The organism is Stenotrophomonas sp. SXG-1 (assembly GCF_014083965.1).
Taxonomy (GTDB): Bacteria; Pseudomonadota; Gammaproteobacteria; order Xanthomonadales; family Xanthomonadaceae; genus Stenotrophomonas; species Stenotrophomonas geniculata.
The window spans coordinates 978626-994266 of record NZ_CP046588.1 but is presented as its reverse complement, the minus strand read 5'-3'; the positions used below and the strand labels follow the sequence as shown (position 1 = coordinate 994266).

Here is a 15641-nt window from a genome sequence, read left to right as displayed (position 1 = left end):
CCTCAAAAGCGATGGTCGACGGTGAATTCGACGCGCCGGTCCGCACCCAGCAGCCATTGCGTGCTGGTGTAGTACGCGGTGGCGTAGTACGCCTTGTCGAACACGTTGAACAACCGCGCGGACAGCCGCGTGCGCGGTGCCGCCTGCCAGGTCAGCGCCAGGTCGGTGGTGCTGTAGCCAGGAAGTTCCAACGCGTTGGCATTGTCGGCGTAGCGCTTGCCGACATAGCGAACACCCGCCGCTGCGCTCCAGTCCGGCAGGAACTGCCAGCTCAACCATGCGTTGGCCAAGCGCTCGGCCACGTTCGGCGGTACGTTGCCATCGCGCGACGCCAGCACCGCCGGCGAACCGGTGGTTTCCAGGAAGTCCTCGAACTCGGCCTTCAGCACCGTGGCGTTGGCATCGAGCGACCACTGCGGCGCGAAGTTCCAGTTCAAGGACGCCTCAATGCCACGCGAGCTCTGCGCGCCCACCTGCACGCGGCGGTCCGGCACCAGCGGATCGCGGCTGAGCAGACCGGTCTTGCGGATGCGATACGCCGCCAGCGTCCACTCGCCGCCATCGAAGGCCTGCTTCAGGCCCACCTCGATCTGCCGGCCCTTGGCCAGGTCGAAGGCACCGTTGGCCGGGCTGATCATCAGCAGGCCACTGACCGGATCCGCCGCCTGCGAGTACTGCGCGTAGAGGCTCAGCGTCGGCTGCAGCGCGAACACCGTGCCTGCACGCCAGCCGGTGCTGCTGTAGGTCTTCGAGAACGCGTTCTGGCCGCTGATCAGATCGGTGCGATCGATGCGCGCGCGGTCGTGACGCAGCCCACCCAGTACCGACCAGCGTTCACTCAACACCAGCCGGTCCTCCACGAACAGCGCGTACTGCTCGGCGCGGTTGCGATAGCGCGGCAGGTTGGGCGCGTCGCTGGCGAACCGGCCTGGCACCGGACCGAACGGATCGACCGGGCCCGAGCTGCCGGCATAGGTGTTGTTGGTGTGCTTGAAGTGCGCACGATTGGCATCGAGGCCCACGGCAAAGCGGTTGGCCAGGCCCGCGATGTTTCCTTGTACCTGCAGTGTCGAGGTCAACCCGGTCTGGTCCTGGTCGTGGGTGATCTCGGTGTTGCCCGAGCGATCGATCAAACCGGTGGCGCGGTTGTAGACATAGGCCTCGGCATTGCGCCAGTCGCGCTGGCTGTCGATCTGGTAGACGCGGGTGCGCCATTCCACGTTCGACGTCGGCGTCCACAGCGTATCAAGTTGGGTCCAGCGGTCGCGATAACGGATGTCGCTGTCTTCCACGTTGTAGTTGCGATGGCGCAATGCCTCCAGCTGCTGCCCACCCACCAGCGGCGTGCCGAAGTAGCGCATCGGTCTCTGGTGGCCCTGCGCATGGGTGAGGGTCAGCTGCAGGTCCGGGCGCGGCTGCCACAGCAAGGCACCGGAGAGGGTCACGTCACTGTTTCGCCCGCGGTCAACCCAGCCACCGCTGTAATTGCCACTCACGTCCAGCCGATAGGCCAGGTCCCGGGTCAACGCACCGCCGCTGCCGAAGCCCAGGCGCGCAGTATCCTCGCTGCCGACGGTCACGCTGATCTCGTTCTCGATGGCGCTACGCGAGGGCTTCTTGGGCACGATGTTGATGACCCCGCCAATGGCGCCATCGCCATGGATGACCGAAGCCGGGCCGCGCAGTACTTCGATGCGTTCGATCGACCAGGTATCGAACGGGAAGGTGATGCCCACGCCGCCGTACTGGCGAAGCCCGTCGTACAGGCGCATCACCGAGGCGCCATCGGTGAAGCCTCGGCTGGACAACGCACTCAGGCCGTTGCCCGGGTGCGGCATGACACTGATCGCGCCTGCCCGGCTGATCGCATCATTGAGGTTGGTGTCGCCCCGCTGTTCCAGTTGTTCGCGCGAGATCACGGTCAGGCTGGCCGGTGTCTGCAGCACGCTCAGGCCCAGCGCAGACCCGGCGCTGGCGGTGGAAGACAGTTCACCGCTGCGGGTGTCGACCACGCGCACGGTATCCAGCGTGGTCGGAGGTGGCGCATCGGCGGCAAGGGCGGGCACGGCGTACAACAGGGACATGCACAGCGCAGGCAGTGTCGCCCTGCGCAGGCGCGCGGAGTTGGGGTTGGTTTTCATTTGTTCACGGCATGCAAGGCCACCCCGCAATGGCAGGGCAGCAATCAGAAAGGGGCAAACACGCGCGTGCGGGCACCGGCCGTGGCCGGCAACCTCATGGAAGAACGTTCAGTGCAACACGCGTGCGGCTCAGACGGCCATCAAGGCCGGCGGCCCACGCGCTCCCAATGTGCCGCTGATCCGTTGCGGCAACGTCTGCACCGCACCGCGCAGCGCGCGGCACACCGGTGCCATCGGCGCCAACAGCAACACTGCCGCCACCAGCAGGGTGATCAGCCGTGCAGCGATCAGGCAGTAATCGCAGTCCACACCCATCTCATGGTCGGCGTGTGGATCGGCGGGCGGCTTCTTTGCGGTCTCGCCGCGCGGCATCGCCATCGCGTGATGGTCGTGGTGCCCTTCCATCGCGTGCTGCGCATGTTCTGCCTGCATTGCGTGGTCCATGGCCGCCACCGGCGCAGCGGCAGCCACGTGACCATGCGCCAGCCAGCGGCTCACCAGCGGGGCAAGCAGCACCAGCAACATGGCAAGCCATGCCAGGGCCTGGAACCGGCGGTGGAGAACAGAACGGCGCACGTCGCCATTCTACGGGGCCATGGCCAACCTTGGACCCCGTTCAGGGTTTGCCCCCTGCGACACGGTGACGCAGGACTGTCCTCCCCCGCGCACGCCCTCCATCCAGTAGATCCACGCCATGCGTGGATGCTTTTTGCCCATCAACTCACGTACTGGGCCACACCATTACCAAACGACCAATTTTCCCGCTTCACTTCCACCAGGTTGATGAACACATCCTCGCGGCGGATGCCCACCGCCGCGTGCAGGCCATCAGCGATGCCGGCATACAGCGCCTTCTTCTGCTCCAGCGTGCGCCCTTCGTTCCAGGTGATCTGGATGCAGATGAAGTCGTCGGTGCGGTCCACGCCCAGGTAGCCGGGGTCGTAGATCAGCGTTCCGGCGTCGTGCTGCTGGAAGATCTGGAAGCGGTCGTTCTCCGGCACGCCCACCGCGCGCATGGCCTGGTAGATGGCTTCGCCGACACGTTGCAGGTAGTCGGCGGATTTACCTTTGCGAAGATCGATGCGGGCGAGCGGCATGGTGGCACTCCAGCGTGGATGGGTAAGGCGACAGGATGAGACTACGCCTGCCCGGGGCGGTGGGACAGCGCAGGGATGGAACCCTCTGGCTCCATGCATGACACATTCCCGCCTGCGTGCGCCGGGTGACGGAATTGCCATGGCGGCGCCGCTCTGGAGTCGTCATGTGCACGGTCGGCGTGGGCGGCGATATGCGCCATCAGTGATGGGCGACACAGTCGGCGGATGCTGGAGGGCACAGAACCGGAAACGCTTGGTGTGCCTGCGTGGAGTTGAGAACTTTCCTTACAGACCACCGTGATTGCGCGATCCCATGATCACCGCGCCGAGGCAGATTGCCTGGGCCGGGATTGGCGTCTCGAATAAACGAACGAACACCCATCGCTGCGATTTACGCCGCAGCAGAGAGAATGCACCGATTGCCTTCAATGGCGGCCGGTGCGTGGGGATCGACAGATCCGCCAGGCCTTCTTCTCGATGGGAGTTCGTTTGCCTTGGTACGCCAACCCGCACCGTCCGCCACCTTCACTCCGGAAGGTGGCCCCACGCCAGTGAGGGTTTCGCCATGACCAATCGCACCGCCGACCGTCCCCGCCTGCACGCCCTGATCGGCAACATCGCCGCCGACGTGCCTGAAGAGCTCGCGCACGAGATCGAGTGCGCCTTGCAGGAACAGAACCTGCCCGTGCAGTCGCCCACGTTCTTCGCCTGCCTCAATGCGATCAGCAACGCCGACGCCGATGACGGGCAACCGTGTGGCGGCCTCACCCTCGGCGCCAGCAATCACGCTTCGCTGCGCCGCTCGATGTCCGGGCTCAGCGCAGTGCTCGATCTGCTGCAGGCCGCCGACCGGGCGCGTGCCGAGGCCGGCCCGGAGGAACAGCTGGGCGCCTTCCATACCGACGGACTGATCGTGGCGGCACGACAACTGGTGCGCGAGGAGCATCACTGCCTCGCCGAGGGCCACACCTGACCGGCCCGGATGCGCTCCCGCTACAATCGCGCAGGGAACGCGGGAGGCCGCAATGGACGCCGAACACCTGGAGTATTTCAAGGCCGCCCTGGAGGGCCGCGCAAGCGTAGGCTGGAACGTATGGTTCGCCGCCAACCAGCAGGCGCTGGCACATCAACTGAGCCGCCCTGCACTGCTGCGCTTGAAGTTCAGCAAACTGGATGAAGCCGAACGCTTGCTCGCCCAGGCCGACATCGTGCCTCGCAGCACAGCGGGCAAGCGCTACGAAATGTACTGCGCGGAGTTCGCGGCAGACGTGGTGGACGCGAACGGTCGCCCGCTGCCAGCCCTCTGGCGCGCAGCGCACGGCGGAGCCATCGGCCTGCTTGCCGATGGCGAGCGTGAGGCCGGCCAGGCGAAGCTGCTCGCGGAGTTCCGCCGCGCCCGCAAGCGCGGGCTGCAACAGGTCCACGAATGGTTGGCCGATCTGTGCTTTGAAGGCGAGATGGAACTGACCAGCGGCAATGCCGAGGTGGGCCGTGGTCTGCTTGCAGTGGTGGTGCAGGCCGGCAGCGGCCACGACCTGCTGGATGCAACGGCACTGATCGCGCGCGCGCTGTTGGACGAACACGGCTGAGACAGGGTCCGCTGCCCGTCGGCCCAGCAGAATCGCAGGCAACAAAAAAGCCCCCATTGCTGGAGGCTTCTTTCGTTCTGCAACATGGTGGGCGGTACAGGGATCGAACCTGTGACCCTTGCCGTGTGAAGGCAATGCTCTACCGCTGAGCTAACCGCCCGGTGTGTTGCTGAGCCGCTCATTATAGGGGCTTTTCAGAGGCCGTCAACAGTTTTTCACATTCGTGTTCACGGGTGTTTCCGGGGTCCGCAGCCAAGCATGGCTCGGCTCTACAGAAAGGCCCCGGTGCTACCTCACATCGTGTGGGTCGGCTTGTCCGAGCCGGTAAGTCCAGCCAGCAGGGTCTCGATCTTGTGGCGCACGCCCTCGCCTTCGGCACCGTCGGCCAGCTGCACGCCGATACCGGCGGTGCGGTTGCCCTGCGCGCCGGCCGGGGTCACCCAGATCACCTTGCCGGCCACCGGCAGGCGCTCGCTGGAATCGGGCAGGGTCAGCAACAGGAACACCTCGTCGCCCAGGAAGTAGCGCTTGGGGGTGGGCACGAAGATGCCGCCATTCTTCACGAACGGCATGTACGCGCTGTACAGCGCGGCTTTGTCCTTCACGGCCAGGGACAGGATGCCCTGGCGGGCGTTGCTGGCACTCATCGATTTCCCCTTGCGGCAGGCCGCTCGTTCACCTTGTTCCAGGCCAGCAGCAACTCGACCACCGCAAGGTCTGCGCGCACCGTGGTGCGCAGCAGGTCGCGGGTGCGGTTGGCCGCATCGAACCAGGCTGCAAGCTTGTGCAATCGCTCCGGCGTGGTCAAGGCATCGGTGCTGGCCTGGGCCAGCGCCAGGTCGGCGGCAAAGCGCAGGCGCAGCGCTGCGTTGTCGTCGCCGCACCACTTCTGCGCCAGCTCCACCGCACCGGTCTTGCCGGCGGCCAGCTGTTCCAGCTCGCGGCCAACCTCGCGGCGCAGGCTCAGGCCATCTTCGCGCAGCCAGTTGTCGGCCTGGCCGGGATGGCCGCGTGCAGCCTCCAGCGCTTCGCGCGCCGACGCCTCACTATGGCCCTGCTGCTGCAGCCAGGCCAGCGCTTCGTGCGGCGGCGGCAGCTTGAATTCCAGACGCTGGCAGCGGCTGCGGATGGTCTGCGGCAGCCGCGCCGGGTCGCTGCTGATCAGCCACAGGTAACGGCCCGGCTGCGGCTCTTCCAGGGTCTTCAGCAGTGCATTGGCGGCCGAGCGGTTGATCGCATCGGCCGGGTCGACGATCACCACCTGTGCCACGCCGTACTGCGGGGTCAGCGCCAGCGTGTCGGTGATCTCACGCACCTGCTCGATGACGATCTCGGTGCGCAGCTTGTCGCCGCTCTTGTTCGGGATGAAGCTGACCAGCTGCAGGTCCGGGTGGGTACCCGCGGCGATCAGCTGGCGCGTGCGCGTGGCATGCGCGGCATCACCGCGCGCCAGCACGTGGTCGGCCAATGCCAGCGCCACCTCGCGCTTGCCCAGCCCGGCCGGGCCGCAGATCAGCAGGCCATGACCGAGCCGGTCTGCATCGAGCGCAGCAACCGTCTGATCGAACGCGCGCTGCTGCCACGGCGAAAACGTGCTCATACGCCCTCCCCGTCCCGCAGCCAGCGCTCGACACGCGCGACCACGTCGGCCGCCACGCGTTCCTGCATCTGGCCAGCGTCGACCAGCGCGAAGCGCTGCGGATCCTGCTGTGCGCGGCTGCGGAACACTTCGCGCACGCGCTGGAAGAAATCGTCCTGCTCGCTTTCGATGCGGTCCGGCCACAGGTCACGGCCGTTGGCGCGCGCGCGGCCCACCGCCACGTCCACATCCAGCAGCAGGGTCAGGCCCGGCAGCAGGCCCACCGCGCGGCGCTCCAGGTCGGCAATCCACTGCGGATCGAGGCCGCGGCCACCGCCCTGGTAGGCATAGCTGGAATCGGTGAAGCGATCACTCAGCACATAGGCACCGCGCTGCAGTGCCGGTTGGATCACCTGGCGCACATGCTGCGCGCGCGCGGCGAACACCAGCAGCAGCTCGGCTTCGGCGCTGAGCGGTTCGGCGGCGATCTCGGCATCAGGCTTCAGCACCAAGCCGCGGATGCGCTCGGCCAGCGGCGTGCCGCCCGGCTCGCGGGTCAGCACCACCTCGTGGCCGTGGCTGCGCAGGCAGTCACGGATGGCATTGATGGCGGTGGTCTTGCCTGCGCCCTCGCCGCCTTCCAGGCTGACGAAACGCGGGTGGCGAAGCAGCGCGGGACTCATTGCGCCGAGGTCTCCTGGGTACGTTGCTGGCGCAGCTGCTGCAGGTAGCGGGCGACTGCGGCGTTGTGCTGGTCCAGGCTGGGCGAGAACACGTGCGCGCCGCTGCCATCGCCCACGGCGACGAAATACAGCGCGTCGCCCGCTGCGGGTTGCGCGGCGGCCATCAGTGCATCGCGGCTGGGCATGGCGATCGGGGTCGGGGTCAGGCCCGCACGTGTATAGGTGTTGTAGGGCGTATCGGTGGTCAGGTCGCGGCGGCGGATGTTGCCGTCATACGCGGCACCGATGCCGTAGATCACGGTCGGGTCGGTCTGCAGGCGCATGCCGATCTTCAGGCGGCGCATGAACACGCCGGCAATCTGCGGGCGCTCGCTGGCCAGCGCGGTTTCCTTCTCGATGATCGAGGCCATCGTCAGCAGTTCGTAGGGCGTGTTGATCGGCAGGTCCGGCGCGCGGCTTTCCCAGGCTTCATCCAGCGCCTTTTCCATCGCGGCGTGGGCGCGCTTGAGCACGTCCAGATCACTGTCGCCGCGCTGGTAGACGTAGGTCTCCGGCAGGAAGCGACCTTCCGGATGCTGGCCACCGAAGCCCAGGCGCTGCATCAGCGCGGCGTCATCAAGATTGTCGGTGGTGTGCAGCAGCGGCTCGGCGCGCTTGAGCGCGGCACGCAGCTGGCGGATGTTCCAGCCTTCGATGATGGTGACGCGGTGCTGCAGCACCTTGCCGGCACGCATGCGCAGCAGCAGCTCGCGCGGGGTCAGGTCGCCGCTGAGCGCGTACTCGCCCACCTTCAGCTTGCCGGCGGCATCGAGCTGGCGCGCCAGCAGCTGCCACTGGGCATCCTGGCCCTCGTCCACGCCGGCATCGCGCAGCTTACGCAGCACGCTGTTCATGCCATCGCCACTGGCGATGACCATGCTCTCGGCAGTCGGGGTGATCGGGGCATCGGCGAACCGGGTCTGCTGGTAGAAGAACCACGCGCCCGCGCCAGCCACGACGGCGGCCAGCACCACCACCAGCGTTACCACGAACAGACACCCGCGCTTGGCTCCCGCCATGGACTACCTCTGAACTCGATTCCGTCGTGCAGGATACCGTGCCGCTGGTGTGGGGTCATGACCGGGGTGGCACCCAACCCCGCTTCGCTCGCCGGGCATGGCCCGGCGCTACCGGGAGGGTGATGCGTCGGTAGCGCCGGGCCATGCCCGGCGGGGGCGGTCAATCAGCCTTGCTGACCGAGCGCGCGCAGCAGGCCGCGGGCCTTGGCGCGGGTCTCGTCCAGTTCCTTGTTCGGGTCCGAATCAACCACGATGCCGGCGCCGGTGCGGAAGCTCACCTCGTGGCCATCCACTTCGGCGGTGCGGATCAGGATGTTCAGGTCCAGGTCGCCATCCCGGTTCAGCCAGCCGAAGGCGCCGGTATAGGCGCCGCGCGGCACCTGCTCCAGTTCGCTGATGATCTGCATGCAGCGCACCTTGGGGCAGCCGGTGATGGTGCCGCCCGGGAACGTGGCGGCGATCACCTCGCCGGGCGTGACCTCCGGGCGCAGATGGCCACTGACGTTGCTGACGATGTGGTGCACATGGGCGTAGCTCTCCACGGTCATCAGCTCGTCGACCACCACGGTGCCAGGCAGGCAGATGCGGCCCAGGTCGTTGCGCTCCAGGTCGATCAGCATCACGTGCTCGGCGCGTTCCTTGGGGTGGCCCACCAGCTCCTGGATGCGCGCGGCGTCATCATCGCCTTCGAAGCGCGGGCGGGTGCCGGCAATCGGCCGGGTCTGCGCGTGGCCGGCATGCACCGACACCAGCCGCTCCGGCGAGGAACTGACCACATGGCGGCCGTGCGCGCTGAACAGGCCGGCGAACGGTGCCGGGTTGGCGCGGCGCAGCTGCGCGTACAGCGCCTGCGGGCTGACCGACGCAGCGAACTGCGCGCTCCAGCGCCGCGACAGGTTCACCTGGAACACATCGCCGGCACGCAGGTAGTCGATCACCCGGCGCACGCCGTCGGTGAAGCGCTGCGGCGCATCCTCGGCCACCGACTGCGGCGGCTGCCAGCCTTGCCCGGCTCCGGGCAGCGCGGCCGAAGCCAGTGCCACCAGCGCGTCCAGCAGCGCCTGCTCGCCGGCTTCGGCGATGACGAAGCTGGCATCGTTGTGATGGTCGTGCAGCACCGCGGCCGGGCAGCGCAGTGCCAGCGCGGTCGGGCGGCCGTCCTCGCGCGCACGCGCCGGCAGAACCGGTTCGATCTGGCTGGCCACTTCGTAATCCAGCATCAGCGCCCAGCCGCCACGGAACGGCAGGCTGTGGCTGCCGTCATGCGGCAGGCGCTCGCGCTGCCAGGCACGGTCCAGCACCTGCAGGAAGCTGCCAGCGTGTACCGCATCATGCTGGTCACGCACCTGGCCATCGGCGTCCAGCCGCAGGCCCTCGCCCTGCGCGGCCAGCAGCAGGCTCCAGCGGCCCTGGGCGGTGCCCGAGGCGGTGGATTCCATCAGCAGCGGGAAGCGCGCCGGGTCGTGCTGCTGCAGCGCCAGCAGATCGATCGGATGCGGCAACGGGTGGATCAGCGGTGCGTGGGTCATGGCAGCCAGTTCGGGGGATCAGATGCACGGAAGCCGCCTTGCGGCGGCCTCTTCGCATGTAGAGTCGAGCATGGCTCGACGCTACAACTCGGTCAGACGCGCTTGAAGATCAGCGTACCGTTGGTGCCGCCGAAGCCAAAACCATTCGACATCACTACGTCCACCTTGGCCTGGCGTGCTTCGTTGGGCACGTAGTCCAGGTCGCAGCCTTCGCCCGGCTGCTGCAGGTTGATGGTCGGCGGAATGACGTTCTCCTGCAGCGCCATCACCGAGAAGATCGCTTCCACGCCGCCGGCAGCACCCAGCAGATGGCCGGTCATCGACTTGGTGGAGCTGACCATCATCTTGTAGGCGTGGTCGCCGAAGGCGGTCTTCATCGCCATGGTCTCGCCCAGGTCGCCCAGCGGCGTGGAGGTGCCGTGCGCGTTGAGGTAGCCCACCTGTTCCGGGGTCACGCCGGCGTCCTTCATGGCCATGGCCATGCAGCGGGCGGCACCTTCGCCGTTCTCGCTCGGTGCGGTCATGTGGTACGCATCGGAGCTGGCGCCGAAACCGGCCAGCTCGCAGTAGATCTTCGCGCCACGCGCCTTGGCGTGCTCGTACTCTTCCAGGATCAGGATGCCGGCGCCGTCGCCCAGCACGAAGCCGTCACGGTCCTTGTCCCACGGGCGCGAGGCCTGTTCCGGGGCATCGTTGCGGGTGCTCATGGCCTTCATCGCGCAGAAGCCGCCCAGCGCGGTCGGCGACGAGCCACGCTCGGCACCACCGACCACCATCACGTCGGCATCGCCGTACTGGATCATGCGCATTGCGGTGCCGATCGAGTGGTTCGAGGTCGCGCACGCCGACACCGCCGAGAACGACGGGCCCTTCAGGCCGGTGATGATGCTCAGCTGGCCCGGCAGCATGTTGATGATGGTCTTGGGCACGTAGAAGGGCGAGATCTTCTTGCCCTCGTGGAACTCGATGGTCTGCTCTTCGATGCCGAGCAGGCCGCCGATGCCGGCGCCGACGATGGCGCCGATGCGTTCGGCATTGGCGTCGGTGATCTCAAGGCCCGAGTCGTGCAGGGCCATGAACGAGGCACCGAGGCCGTAATGGATGAACGGGTCCATCTTCTTGGCATCCTTGCCGCTGACCCGGAATTTGCCGAACAGTTCATTGTCGGCGGTGATGTCGAATCCCTTGACCTCACCTGCAATCTTGGTGGTGAACCGATCCAGATAGGCATCAGAAACGTTGGTCAGCGGACCGATGCCCGAACGACCATGGGTGATGCCTTCCCAGCTGCTGGCCAGATCATTGCCCAACGGCGAGACGATACCCAGGCCGGTTACGACGACGCGACGCTTCATTGCTGATTCTCCTGGCCCGGATGGTTTCAACGGGCAACTCGGTTTGCTTCGGTGTGATGCTCAAACACACGGGGCCGCAACAGCGGCCCCATGGGGTGCGGTGCGCGGCGAGCGTGAACCCGCGCGCGCACTGCCGTCTGACATCAGGCCTTGACGTGGGCCTTGATGTAGTCGATGGCGGCCTGCACGGTGCTGATCTTCTCGGCTTCTTCGTCCGGGATCTCGCACTCGAATTCTTCTTCCAGGGCCATCACCAGCTCGACGGTGTCCAGCGAGTCAGCGCCCAGGTCATCGACGAACGATGCGCTGTTGGTGACTTCTTCTTCCTTGACGCCAAGCTGTTCGACGACGATTTTCTTGACGCGTTCTTCGATGGTGCTCATGGGATCTCGCTCCAGATGGAGTTGTGGTTCAAAAGTGGTCGCCATCAAAGGCGATGGCCGTGGGATAGTGTAGTGGAAACCGGCGCGGCCTTGCATCGCAGCAAAAACCTCAGCAGATCAATCACTTGCGGCGCAATCCCTGCGCCCCTTGCTTACGGCATGTACATGCCACCGTTCACATGGAGGGTTTCGCCGGTGATGTAACCGGCAGCCGGGCTGGCCAGGAAGGCCACCGCATGGGCGATGTCTTCCGGCGAACCCAGGCGTTCGAGGGCGATGTCGTTGATCAGCGCGGTACGCGCTTCTTCCGGCAACGCCTTGGTCATGTCGGTGTCGATGAAGCCAGGTGCGACAACATTGACGGTGACACCGCGCGAACCGATTTCCTTGGCCAGCGACTTGCTGAAGCCGATGATGCCGGCCTTGGCGGCAGCGTAGTTGGCCTGGCCGGCGTTGCCGGTCACGCCCACCACCGATGCGATGTTGATGATGCGGCCCTTGCGCGCCTTCATCATGCCGCGCATGACGGCCTTGCTGGTGCGGAACACGCTGGTCAGGTTGGTGTCGATGATCGACGCCCAGTCCTCGTCCTTCATGCGCATCAGCAGGTTGTCGCGGGTGATGCCGGCGTTGTTGACCAGGATCGAGATCGGACCGAATTCCTTGGCGATGCCGTCCAGCACGCTGTCCAGCGCAGCCGCGTCGGTGACATTCAGCGCGCGGCCATGACCACCGTGGGCGGCCAGGCGCTCACCGATCGCGGCAGCGCCGGATTCGGTGGTGGCGGTGCCGATGACGGTGGCGCCTTGGGCGGCCAGCAGATCGGCGATGGCGGCACCAATGCCACGGCTGGCGCCGGTGACCAGTGCGATTTCACCCTGCAGGGGCTTGCTCATGATGTTTTCCTCAGGCTGGGGCGGCCGCCGCACCCGTGCCGCGTGCAGCGGCCACTGGTACGGTCGGCAGGAACAGGGGGATCAGGCCGACCATGCCTCGCGGGCAGCTTCGAAGTCGCCCGGCGTGGCCAGCGAACGGCCGTCGATGGCCTTGTCGATGCGCTTGACCAGGCCGGTCAGCACCTTGCCCGGGCCGCACTCGGCGATCTGGGTGACGCCACGGCCAGCCAGCGCCTGCACGCAGCCGGTCCACTGCACCGGCTGGTACAGCTGCTGGACCAGCGCGGTACGGATCGCGTCGATGCCGTCATGCACCTTGGCGTCGACGTTCTGCGCCACCGGCAGCTGCGGCGCCTGCCAGGCCAGGCCGGCCATCACTTCGGCCAGGCGGTTGGCGGCTTCGCGCATCAGCGGGGTGTGCGAGGGCACGCTCACGGCCAGCTTGACCGCCTTGCGCACGCCCTTCTCGGCCAGCAGCGCCAGCGCGCGGTCGACCGCATCGGCGTCGCCACCAATCACGATCTGGCCCGGCGAATTGAAGTTGGCCGGCACCACCACCTGGCTGCCTGCCGCTTCAGCGCAGACGTCCAGCACCAGCTGGTCTTCGGCGCCGAGCACGGCGGCCATGGCGCCGACACCGGCCGGCGCGGCTTCCTGCATCAACTGGCCGCGCAGGCGCACCAGGTGCGCACCGTCATGCAGGCTCAGCGCGCCAGCGGCAACCAGGGCGGTGTACTCGCCCAGGCTGTGACCGGCCAGCACCGACGGGCGCGGACCGCCCACGGCGTTCCAGGCGCGCCACACGCCGATGCTTGCAGCCAGCAGGGCCGGCTGGGTGTATTCGGTGCGGTTGAGCATTTCCTCCGGGCCGCCCTGGGACAGCGCCCACAGGTCGACGCCGGCACCATCGGACGCCTCGGTGAAGGCGTCACGCACCTGCGGGTGCAGTTCGGCCAGCTCGGCCACCATGCCCACAGACTGCGAGCCCTGGCCGGGGAAGACAAAAGCGAGGGTGGATAGGGTCACGCGGTCATCCGCTTGTTGCAATCGAAGCGGGCCATGATAAGGGGGAATCCGCTGTGTCGTCTGTACGTGCGCGTATGCAGGCGTATGGAGCAATGACAGGGTCAGATCCCTTTTCCACCGGAAATGGGATCTGACCCCGGCCGACGATCAGCAGAACAGCTGCAGGACGTCCAGATCGCCGTCGGCGAGGAAATCCACGCACAGCCCCACCAGCATCAGCACGCCCGCAGTACTGGCGCCATGGGTGATGAAAATGGAATGGGCCAGCGCGCGCGCTGAACGGCCCAGCTTCATGCAGACCCGGGCCAGGCTGCGCAGGCGGCCACTGACCGCATGCACGTGCTCGCGCACCGGTGCCTGGGCACCGCCCATCGCCTCGGCCATCATCGCCTGCAGGTGCTCGGGGCGGTCGGCGTAGTACTTGGCCACGCCATAGCCGAACATCAGCCAGTCGCGGGCCTGCGCTTCGGACAGATCCATCACTTCCAGCGGATCTTCCTCGAAGTCGATGAAACCGACGTTCTCGCCATCCCAGGTGAGATTGCGCGGCAACGGCTGGCCGAAATAGGCGCCACGCGCATGCGCTGCGGCAATGGCCAGCATCGCCGCCATGACCAGCCGATCACGACCGGCCTCGTCGGTCTGGCGCAGGCAGGTATTGAACGAGCTGCCGTTGTCGCCGATTACCAGCGCGGCATGGCCGGTGCCCAGCACGTCGGGCACGTTCACGCCCTGCGCCTGCAGTTCTGCAAGGCGACGGGCTTCGGTTTCGCGTGCGGCGTCGCCGCCACGGTGCGGCGGCGGGCGCAGGGCGTCCAGATGAAAACGACGGGCAACAAAATTGAGCAGGCCAAGGGCCAGCGCCCGGCTTCCCTTGCCGTACTGCTTCAGCCAGGCACGTTGCCCTTCGATGACGATGGGCTCAACCATGACAGGTCCTCCTTAAACGCGTTACGGCCCCAGAGGGGCCGCAACGACAAAGCTTCACGTTGTCGTAACTTGCACTATCAATAGCGCAGCAGAGCCGAACCCCACGTGAAGCCGCCGCCGAAGGCTTCCAGCAGCAGCAGCTGGCCACGTTCGACCCTGCCCGAACGCACGGCGGCGTCCAGCGCCAGCGGCACCGAGCCGGACGAGGTATTGCCGTGCTTGTCGACGGTCACCACGACCTGGTCCATCGACATGTCCAGGCGCTTGGCGGTGGCTTCGATGATGCGCAGGTTGGCCTGGTGCGGAATCAGCCAATCCAGGTCGGACTTGTCCAGACCGTTGGCGGCCAGGGTCTCGTCCACGACCGAGTCCAGCGCCTTGACGGCGTACTTGAACACGTCGTTGCCCTTCATGTTGATGGTGCCGCCACCGTTGGCGCCGTCCTTGAAACCGCTCGAGACGCCGACCGGGTTCCACAGCAGTTCCTTCTTGCTGCCGTCGGCATGCAGGTGGGTGCTGAGGATGCCGGTCTCTTCGTCGGCCTTGAGCACGACGGCGCCAGCGCCATCGCCGAACAGTACGCAGGTGGTGCGATCGTTCCAGTCGACCATGCGGGTCAGCGTTTCGGTGCCGATCACCAGCACGTGCTTGCAGTCACCGGAACGGATGAATTTATCGGCCACGCCCAGCGCGAACACGAAGCCCGAGCAGGCTGCGTTGACGTCGAAGGCGGGGCACCCTGCCACACCGAGCTTGGCCTGGATCAGGCACGCGGTGGACGGGAAAATAAGGTCAGGCGTGGTCGTACCGACCACGATCATGTCGAGCTGCGAAGCGTCGATGCCTGCGGCTTCCAGCGCGCGCAGGGCGGCGTTGTAGCCAAGGTCGCTGGTGGTTTCGCCTTCGGCCGCGATGTGCCGTTCACGAATGCCGGTGCGCGACTGGATCCACTCGTCCGAGGTTTCGACCATTTTTTCCAGGTCGGCGTTGGTCAGGACTTTTTCCGGCAAATAGCTGCCGGTGCCCGCGATCCTCGAGTAGATCCGCTTGCTCATCATGTTTCCTGTTGCGCGGGCCGCCGATCACCGGCACGCCCGGGAAAGAAGGCAAAGGCCGCTGCCCGGAGGCAGCGGCCTTCCCGGCACATCAATCTTCTTCGACGGCCGAGGTCTTGGTCTGGATGACCTTCTTGCCGCGGTAGAAACCATCGGCAGTGATGTGGTGACGCAGATGCACTTCGCCGGTGGTCGGGTCGGTCGACAGCTGCTTGGCGCTCAGGGCGTCATGCGAACGGCGCTGGCCGCGGCGGGACGGGGTAACACGGGATTTCTGGACAGCCATGGGATTGCTCCAAACTCGGTTCGTTTTGCTTCGT

At 66.5% G+C, this 15641-nt stretch carries 17 protein-coding genes and 1 tRNA gene; 2 read left to right on the top strand and 16 right to left on the bottom strand.

Features of this window, described 5'->3' with window-relative positions; genetic code table 11:
• Positions 1-2 precede the first annotated feature (2 nt).
• From GOC52_RS04520 to GOC52_RS04510, 3 genes are all read right to left on the bottom strand, one after another.
• Positions 3-2141 carry a TonB-dependent receptor gene (locus GOC52_RS04520; RefSeq protein WP_191850721.1) on the bottom strand — a complete coding sequence of 713 codons (2139 nt, stop codon included), beginning with the start codon at positions 2139-2141 and terminating at the stop codon, positions 3-5.
• A gap of 129 nt (positions 2142-2270) precedes the next feature.
• The gene (locus GOC52_RS04515; protein WP_043398248.1) at positions 2271-2666 is read right to left on the bottom strand and encodes a DUF2946 family protein; all 396 of its coding nucleotides are present in this window, start codon (positions 2664-2666) and stop codon (positions 2271-2273) included.
• A 191-nt stretch (positions 2667-2857) separates the two neighbouring features.
• Positions 2858-3238, bottom strand: coding sequence for a tautomerase family protein (locus tag GOC52_RS04510; protein ID WP_043398245.1), 381 nt, complete (start codon positions 3236-3238; stop codon positions 2858-2860).
• A 565-nt stretch (positions 3239-3803) separates the two neighbouring features.
• Here GOC52_RS04510 and GOC52_RS04505 point away from each other — a divergent pair.
• Complete coding sequence (locus GOC52_RS04505) at positions 3804-4211, top strand: hypothetical protein (RefSeq protein WP_019336903.1); 408 nt, start codon at positions 3804-3806, stop codon at positions 4209-4211.
• 52 nt (positions 4212-4263) lie between these two features.
• Complete coding sequence (locus GOC52_RS04500; RefSeq protein ID WP_191850719.1) at positions 4264-4827, top strand: hypothetical protein; 564 nt, start codon at positions 4264-4266, stop codon at positions 4825-4827.
• Between the two features lie 85 nt (positions 4828-4912).
• Here the strand turns inward: GOC52_RS04500 and GOC52_RS04495 are convergent.
• From GOC52_RS04495 to rpmF, 13 genes are all read right to left on the bottom strand, one after another.
• Positions 4913-4987 (bottom strand) — tRNA-Val (locus GOC52_RS04495).
• Positions 4988-5120: 133 nt separating this feature from the next.
• Complete coding sequence (locus GOC52_RS04490; protein ID WP_005412452.1) at positions 5121-5474, bottom strand: PilZ domain-containing protein; 354 nt, start codon at positions 5472-5474, stop codon at positions 5121-5123.
• The gene (locus GOC52_RS04485) at positions 5471-6427 is read right to left on the bottom strand and encodes a DNA polymerase III subunit delta' (protein WP_053442585.1); all 957 of its coding nucleotides are present in this window, start codon (positions 6425-6427) and stop codon (positions 5471-5473) included. The genes GOC52_RS04490 and GOC52_RS04485 overlap by 4 nt, the downstream gene beginning before the upstream one ends.
• A complete protein-coding gene (gene tmk / locus GOC52_RS04480; RefSeq protein WP_053442584.1) occupies positions 6424-7089 on the bottom strand; it encodes a dTMP kinase in 666 nt (221 codons plus the stop codon). Before tmk ends, GOC52_RS04485 begins: the two co-directional genes overlap by 4 nt.
• Complete coding sequence (gene mltG / locus GOC52_RS04475) at positions 7086-8147, bottom strand: endolytic transglycosylase MltG (protein WP_053442583.1); 1062 nt, start codon at positions 8145-8147, stop codon at positions 7086-7088. The genes tmk and mltG overlap by 4 nt, the downstream gene beginning before the upstream one ends.
• Before the next feature lie 164 nt (positions 8148-8311).
• The gene (locus tag GOC52_RS04470; RefSeq protein WP_191850717.1) at positions 8312-9676 is read right to left on the bottom strand and encodes an aminodeoxychorismate synthase component I; all 1365 of its coding nucleotides are present in this window, start codon (positions 9674-9676) and stop codon (positions 8312-8314) included.
• A 92-nt stretch (positions 9677-9768) separates the two neighbouring features.
• Positions 9769-11031, bottom strand: coding sequence for a beta-ketoacyl-ACP synthase II (gene fabF, locus GOC52_RS04465; protein ID WP_049434323.1), 1263 nt, complete (start codon positions 11029-11031; stop codon positions 9769-9771).
• Between the two features lie 143 nt (positions 11032-11174).
• On the bottom strand, positions 11175-11414 hold the full coding sequence (gene acpP / locus GOC52_RS04460) for an acyl carrier protein (protein WP_005415509.1): 240 nt from the start codon (positions 11412-11414) through the stop codon (positions 11175-11177).
• A 152-nt stretch (positions 11415-11566) separates the two neighbouring features.
• Positions 11567-12310, bottom strand: a complete 744-nt coding sequence (fabG, locus tag GOC52_RS04455; protein WP_005408312.1) for a 3-oxoacyl-ACP reductase FabG — start codon at positions 12308-12310, stop codon at positions 11567-11569.
• An 81-nt stretch (positions 12311-12391) separates the two neighbouring features.
• Positions 12392-13336 carry an ACP S-malonyltransferase gene (fabD, locus tag GOC52_RS04450; protein WP_043398230.1) on the bottom strand — a complete coding sequence of 315 codons (945 nt, stop codon included), beginning with the start codon at positions 13334-13336 and terminating at the stop codon, positions 12392-12394.
• A gap of 147 nt (positions 13337-13483) precedes the next feature.
• The gene (locus GOC52_RS04445; RefSeq protein WP_191850715.1) at positions 13484-14266 is read right to left on the bottom strand and encodes a BUD32 family EKC/KEOPS complex subunit; all 783 of its coding nucleotides are present in this window, start codon (positions 14264-14266) and stop codon (positions 13484-13486) included.
• 77 nt (positions 14267-14343) lie between these two features.
• Entirely contained in the window at positions 14344-15321 is a 978-nt protein-coding gene (locus tag GOC52_RS04440) for a beta-ketoacyl-ACP synthase III (protein ID WP_014036188.1), read from the bottom strand.
• Positions 15322-15412: 91 nt separating this feature from the next.
• Positions 15413-15607: a 50S ribosomal protein L32 gene (rpmF, locus tag GOC52_RS04435; RefSeq protein WP_005408308.1), complete on the bottom strand. Its 195-nt coding sequence runs from the start codon at positions 15605-15607 to the stop codon at positions 15413-15415.
• Between the last annotated feature and the right edge of the window lie 34 nt (positions 15608-15641).

What these genes read in the sequence shown, in the direction of transcription:
- GOC52_RS04520 (WP_191850721.1), bottom strand. Translation starts at nt 2,141, where the DNA reads ATGAAAACCAACCCCAACTCCGCGCGCCTGCGCAGGGCGACACTGCCT.
- GOC52_RS04515 (WP_043398248.1), bottom strand. Translation starts at nt 2,666, where the DNA reads ATGTTGCTGGTGCTGCTTGCCCCGCTGGTGAGCCGCTGGCTGGCGCAT.
- GOC52_RS04510 (WP_043398245.1), bottom strand. Translation starts at nt 3,238, where the DNA reads ATGCCGCTCGCCCGCATCGATCTTCGCAAAGGTAAATCCGCCGACTAC.
- GOC52_RS04505 (WP_019336903.1), top strand. Translation starts at nt 3,804, where the DNA reads ATGACCAATCGCACCGCCGACCGTCCCCGCCTGCACGCCCTGATCGGC.
- GOC52_RS04500 (WP_191850719.1), top strand. Translation starts at nt 4,264, where the DNA reads ATGGACGCCGAACACCTGGAGTATTTCAAGGCCGCCCTGGAGGGCCGC.
- GOC52_RS04490 (WP_005412452.1), bottom strand. Translation starts at nt 5,474, where the DNA reads ATGAGTGCCAGCAACGCCCGCCAGGGCATCCTGTCCCTGGCCGTGAAG.
- GOC52_RS04485 (WP_053442585.1), bottom strand. Translation starts at nt 6,427, where the DNA reads ATGAGCACGTTTTCGCCGTGGCAGCAGCGCGCGTTCGATCAGACGGTT.
- tmk (WP_053442584.1), bottom strand. Translation starts at nt 7,089, where the DNA reads ATGAGTCCCGCGCTGCTTCGCCACCCGCGTTTCGTCAGCCTGGAAGGC.
- mltG (WP_053442583.1), bottom strand. Translation starts at nt 8,147, where the DNA reads ATGGCGGGAGCCAAGCGCGGGTGTCTGTTCGTGGTAACGCTGGTGGTG.
- GOC52_RS04470 (WP_191850717.1), bottom strand. Translation starts at nt 9,676, where the DNA reads ATGACCCACGCACCGCTGATCCACCCGTTGCCGCATCCGATCGATCTG.
- fabF (WP_049434323.1), bottom strand. Translation starts at nt 11,031, where the DNA reads ATGAAGCGTCGCGTCGTCGTAACCGGCCTGGGTATCGTCTCGCCGTTG.
- acpP (WP_005415509.1), bottom strand. Translation starts at nt 11,414, where the DNA reads ATGAGCACCATCGAAGAACGCGTCAAGAAAATCGTCGTCGAACAGCTT.
- fabG (WP_005408312.1), bottom strand. Translation starts at nt 12,310, where the DNA reads ATGAGCAAGCCCCTGCAGGGTGAAATCGCACTGGTCACCGGCGCCAGC.
- GOC52_RS04445 (WP_191850715.1), bottom strand. Translation starts at nt 14,266, where the DNA reads ATGGTTGAGCCCATCGTCATCGAAGGGCAACGTGCCTGGCTGAAGCAG.
- GOC52_RS04440 (WP_014036188.1), bottom strand. Translation starts at nt 15,321, where the DNA reads ATGAGCAAGCGGATCTACTCGAGGATCGCGGGCACCGGCAGCTATTTG.
- rpmF (WP_005408308.1), bottom strand. Translation starts at nt 15,607, where the DNA reads ATGGCTGTCCAGAAATCCCGTGTTACCCCGTCCCGCCGCGGCCAGCGC.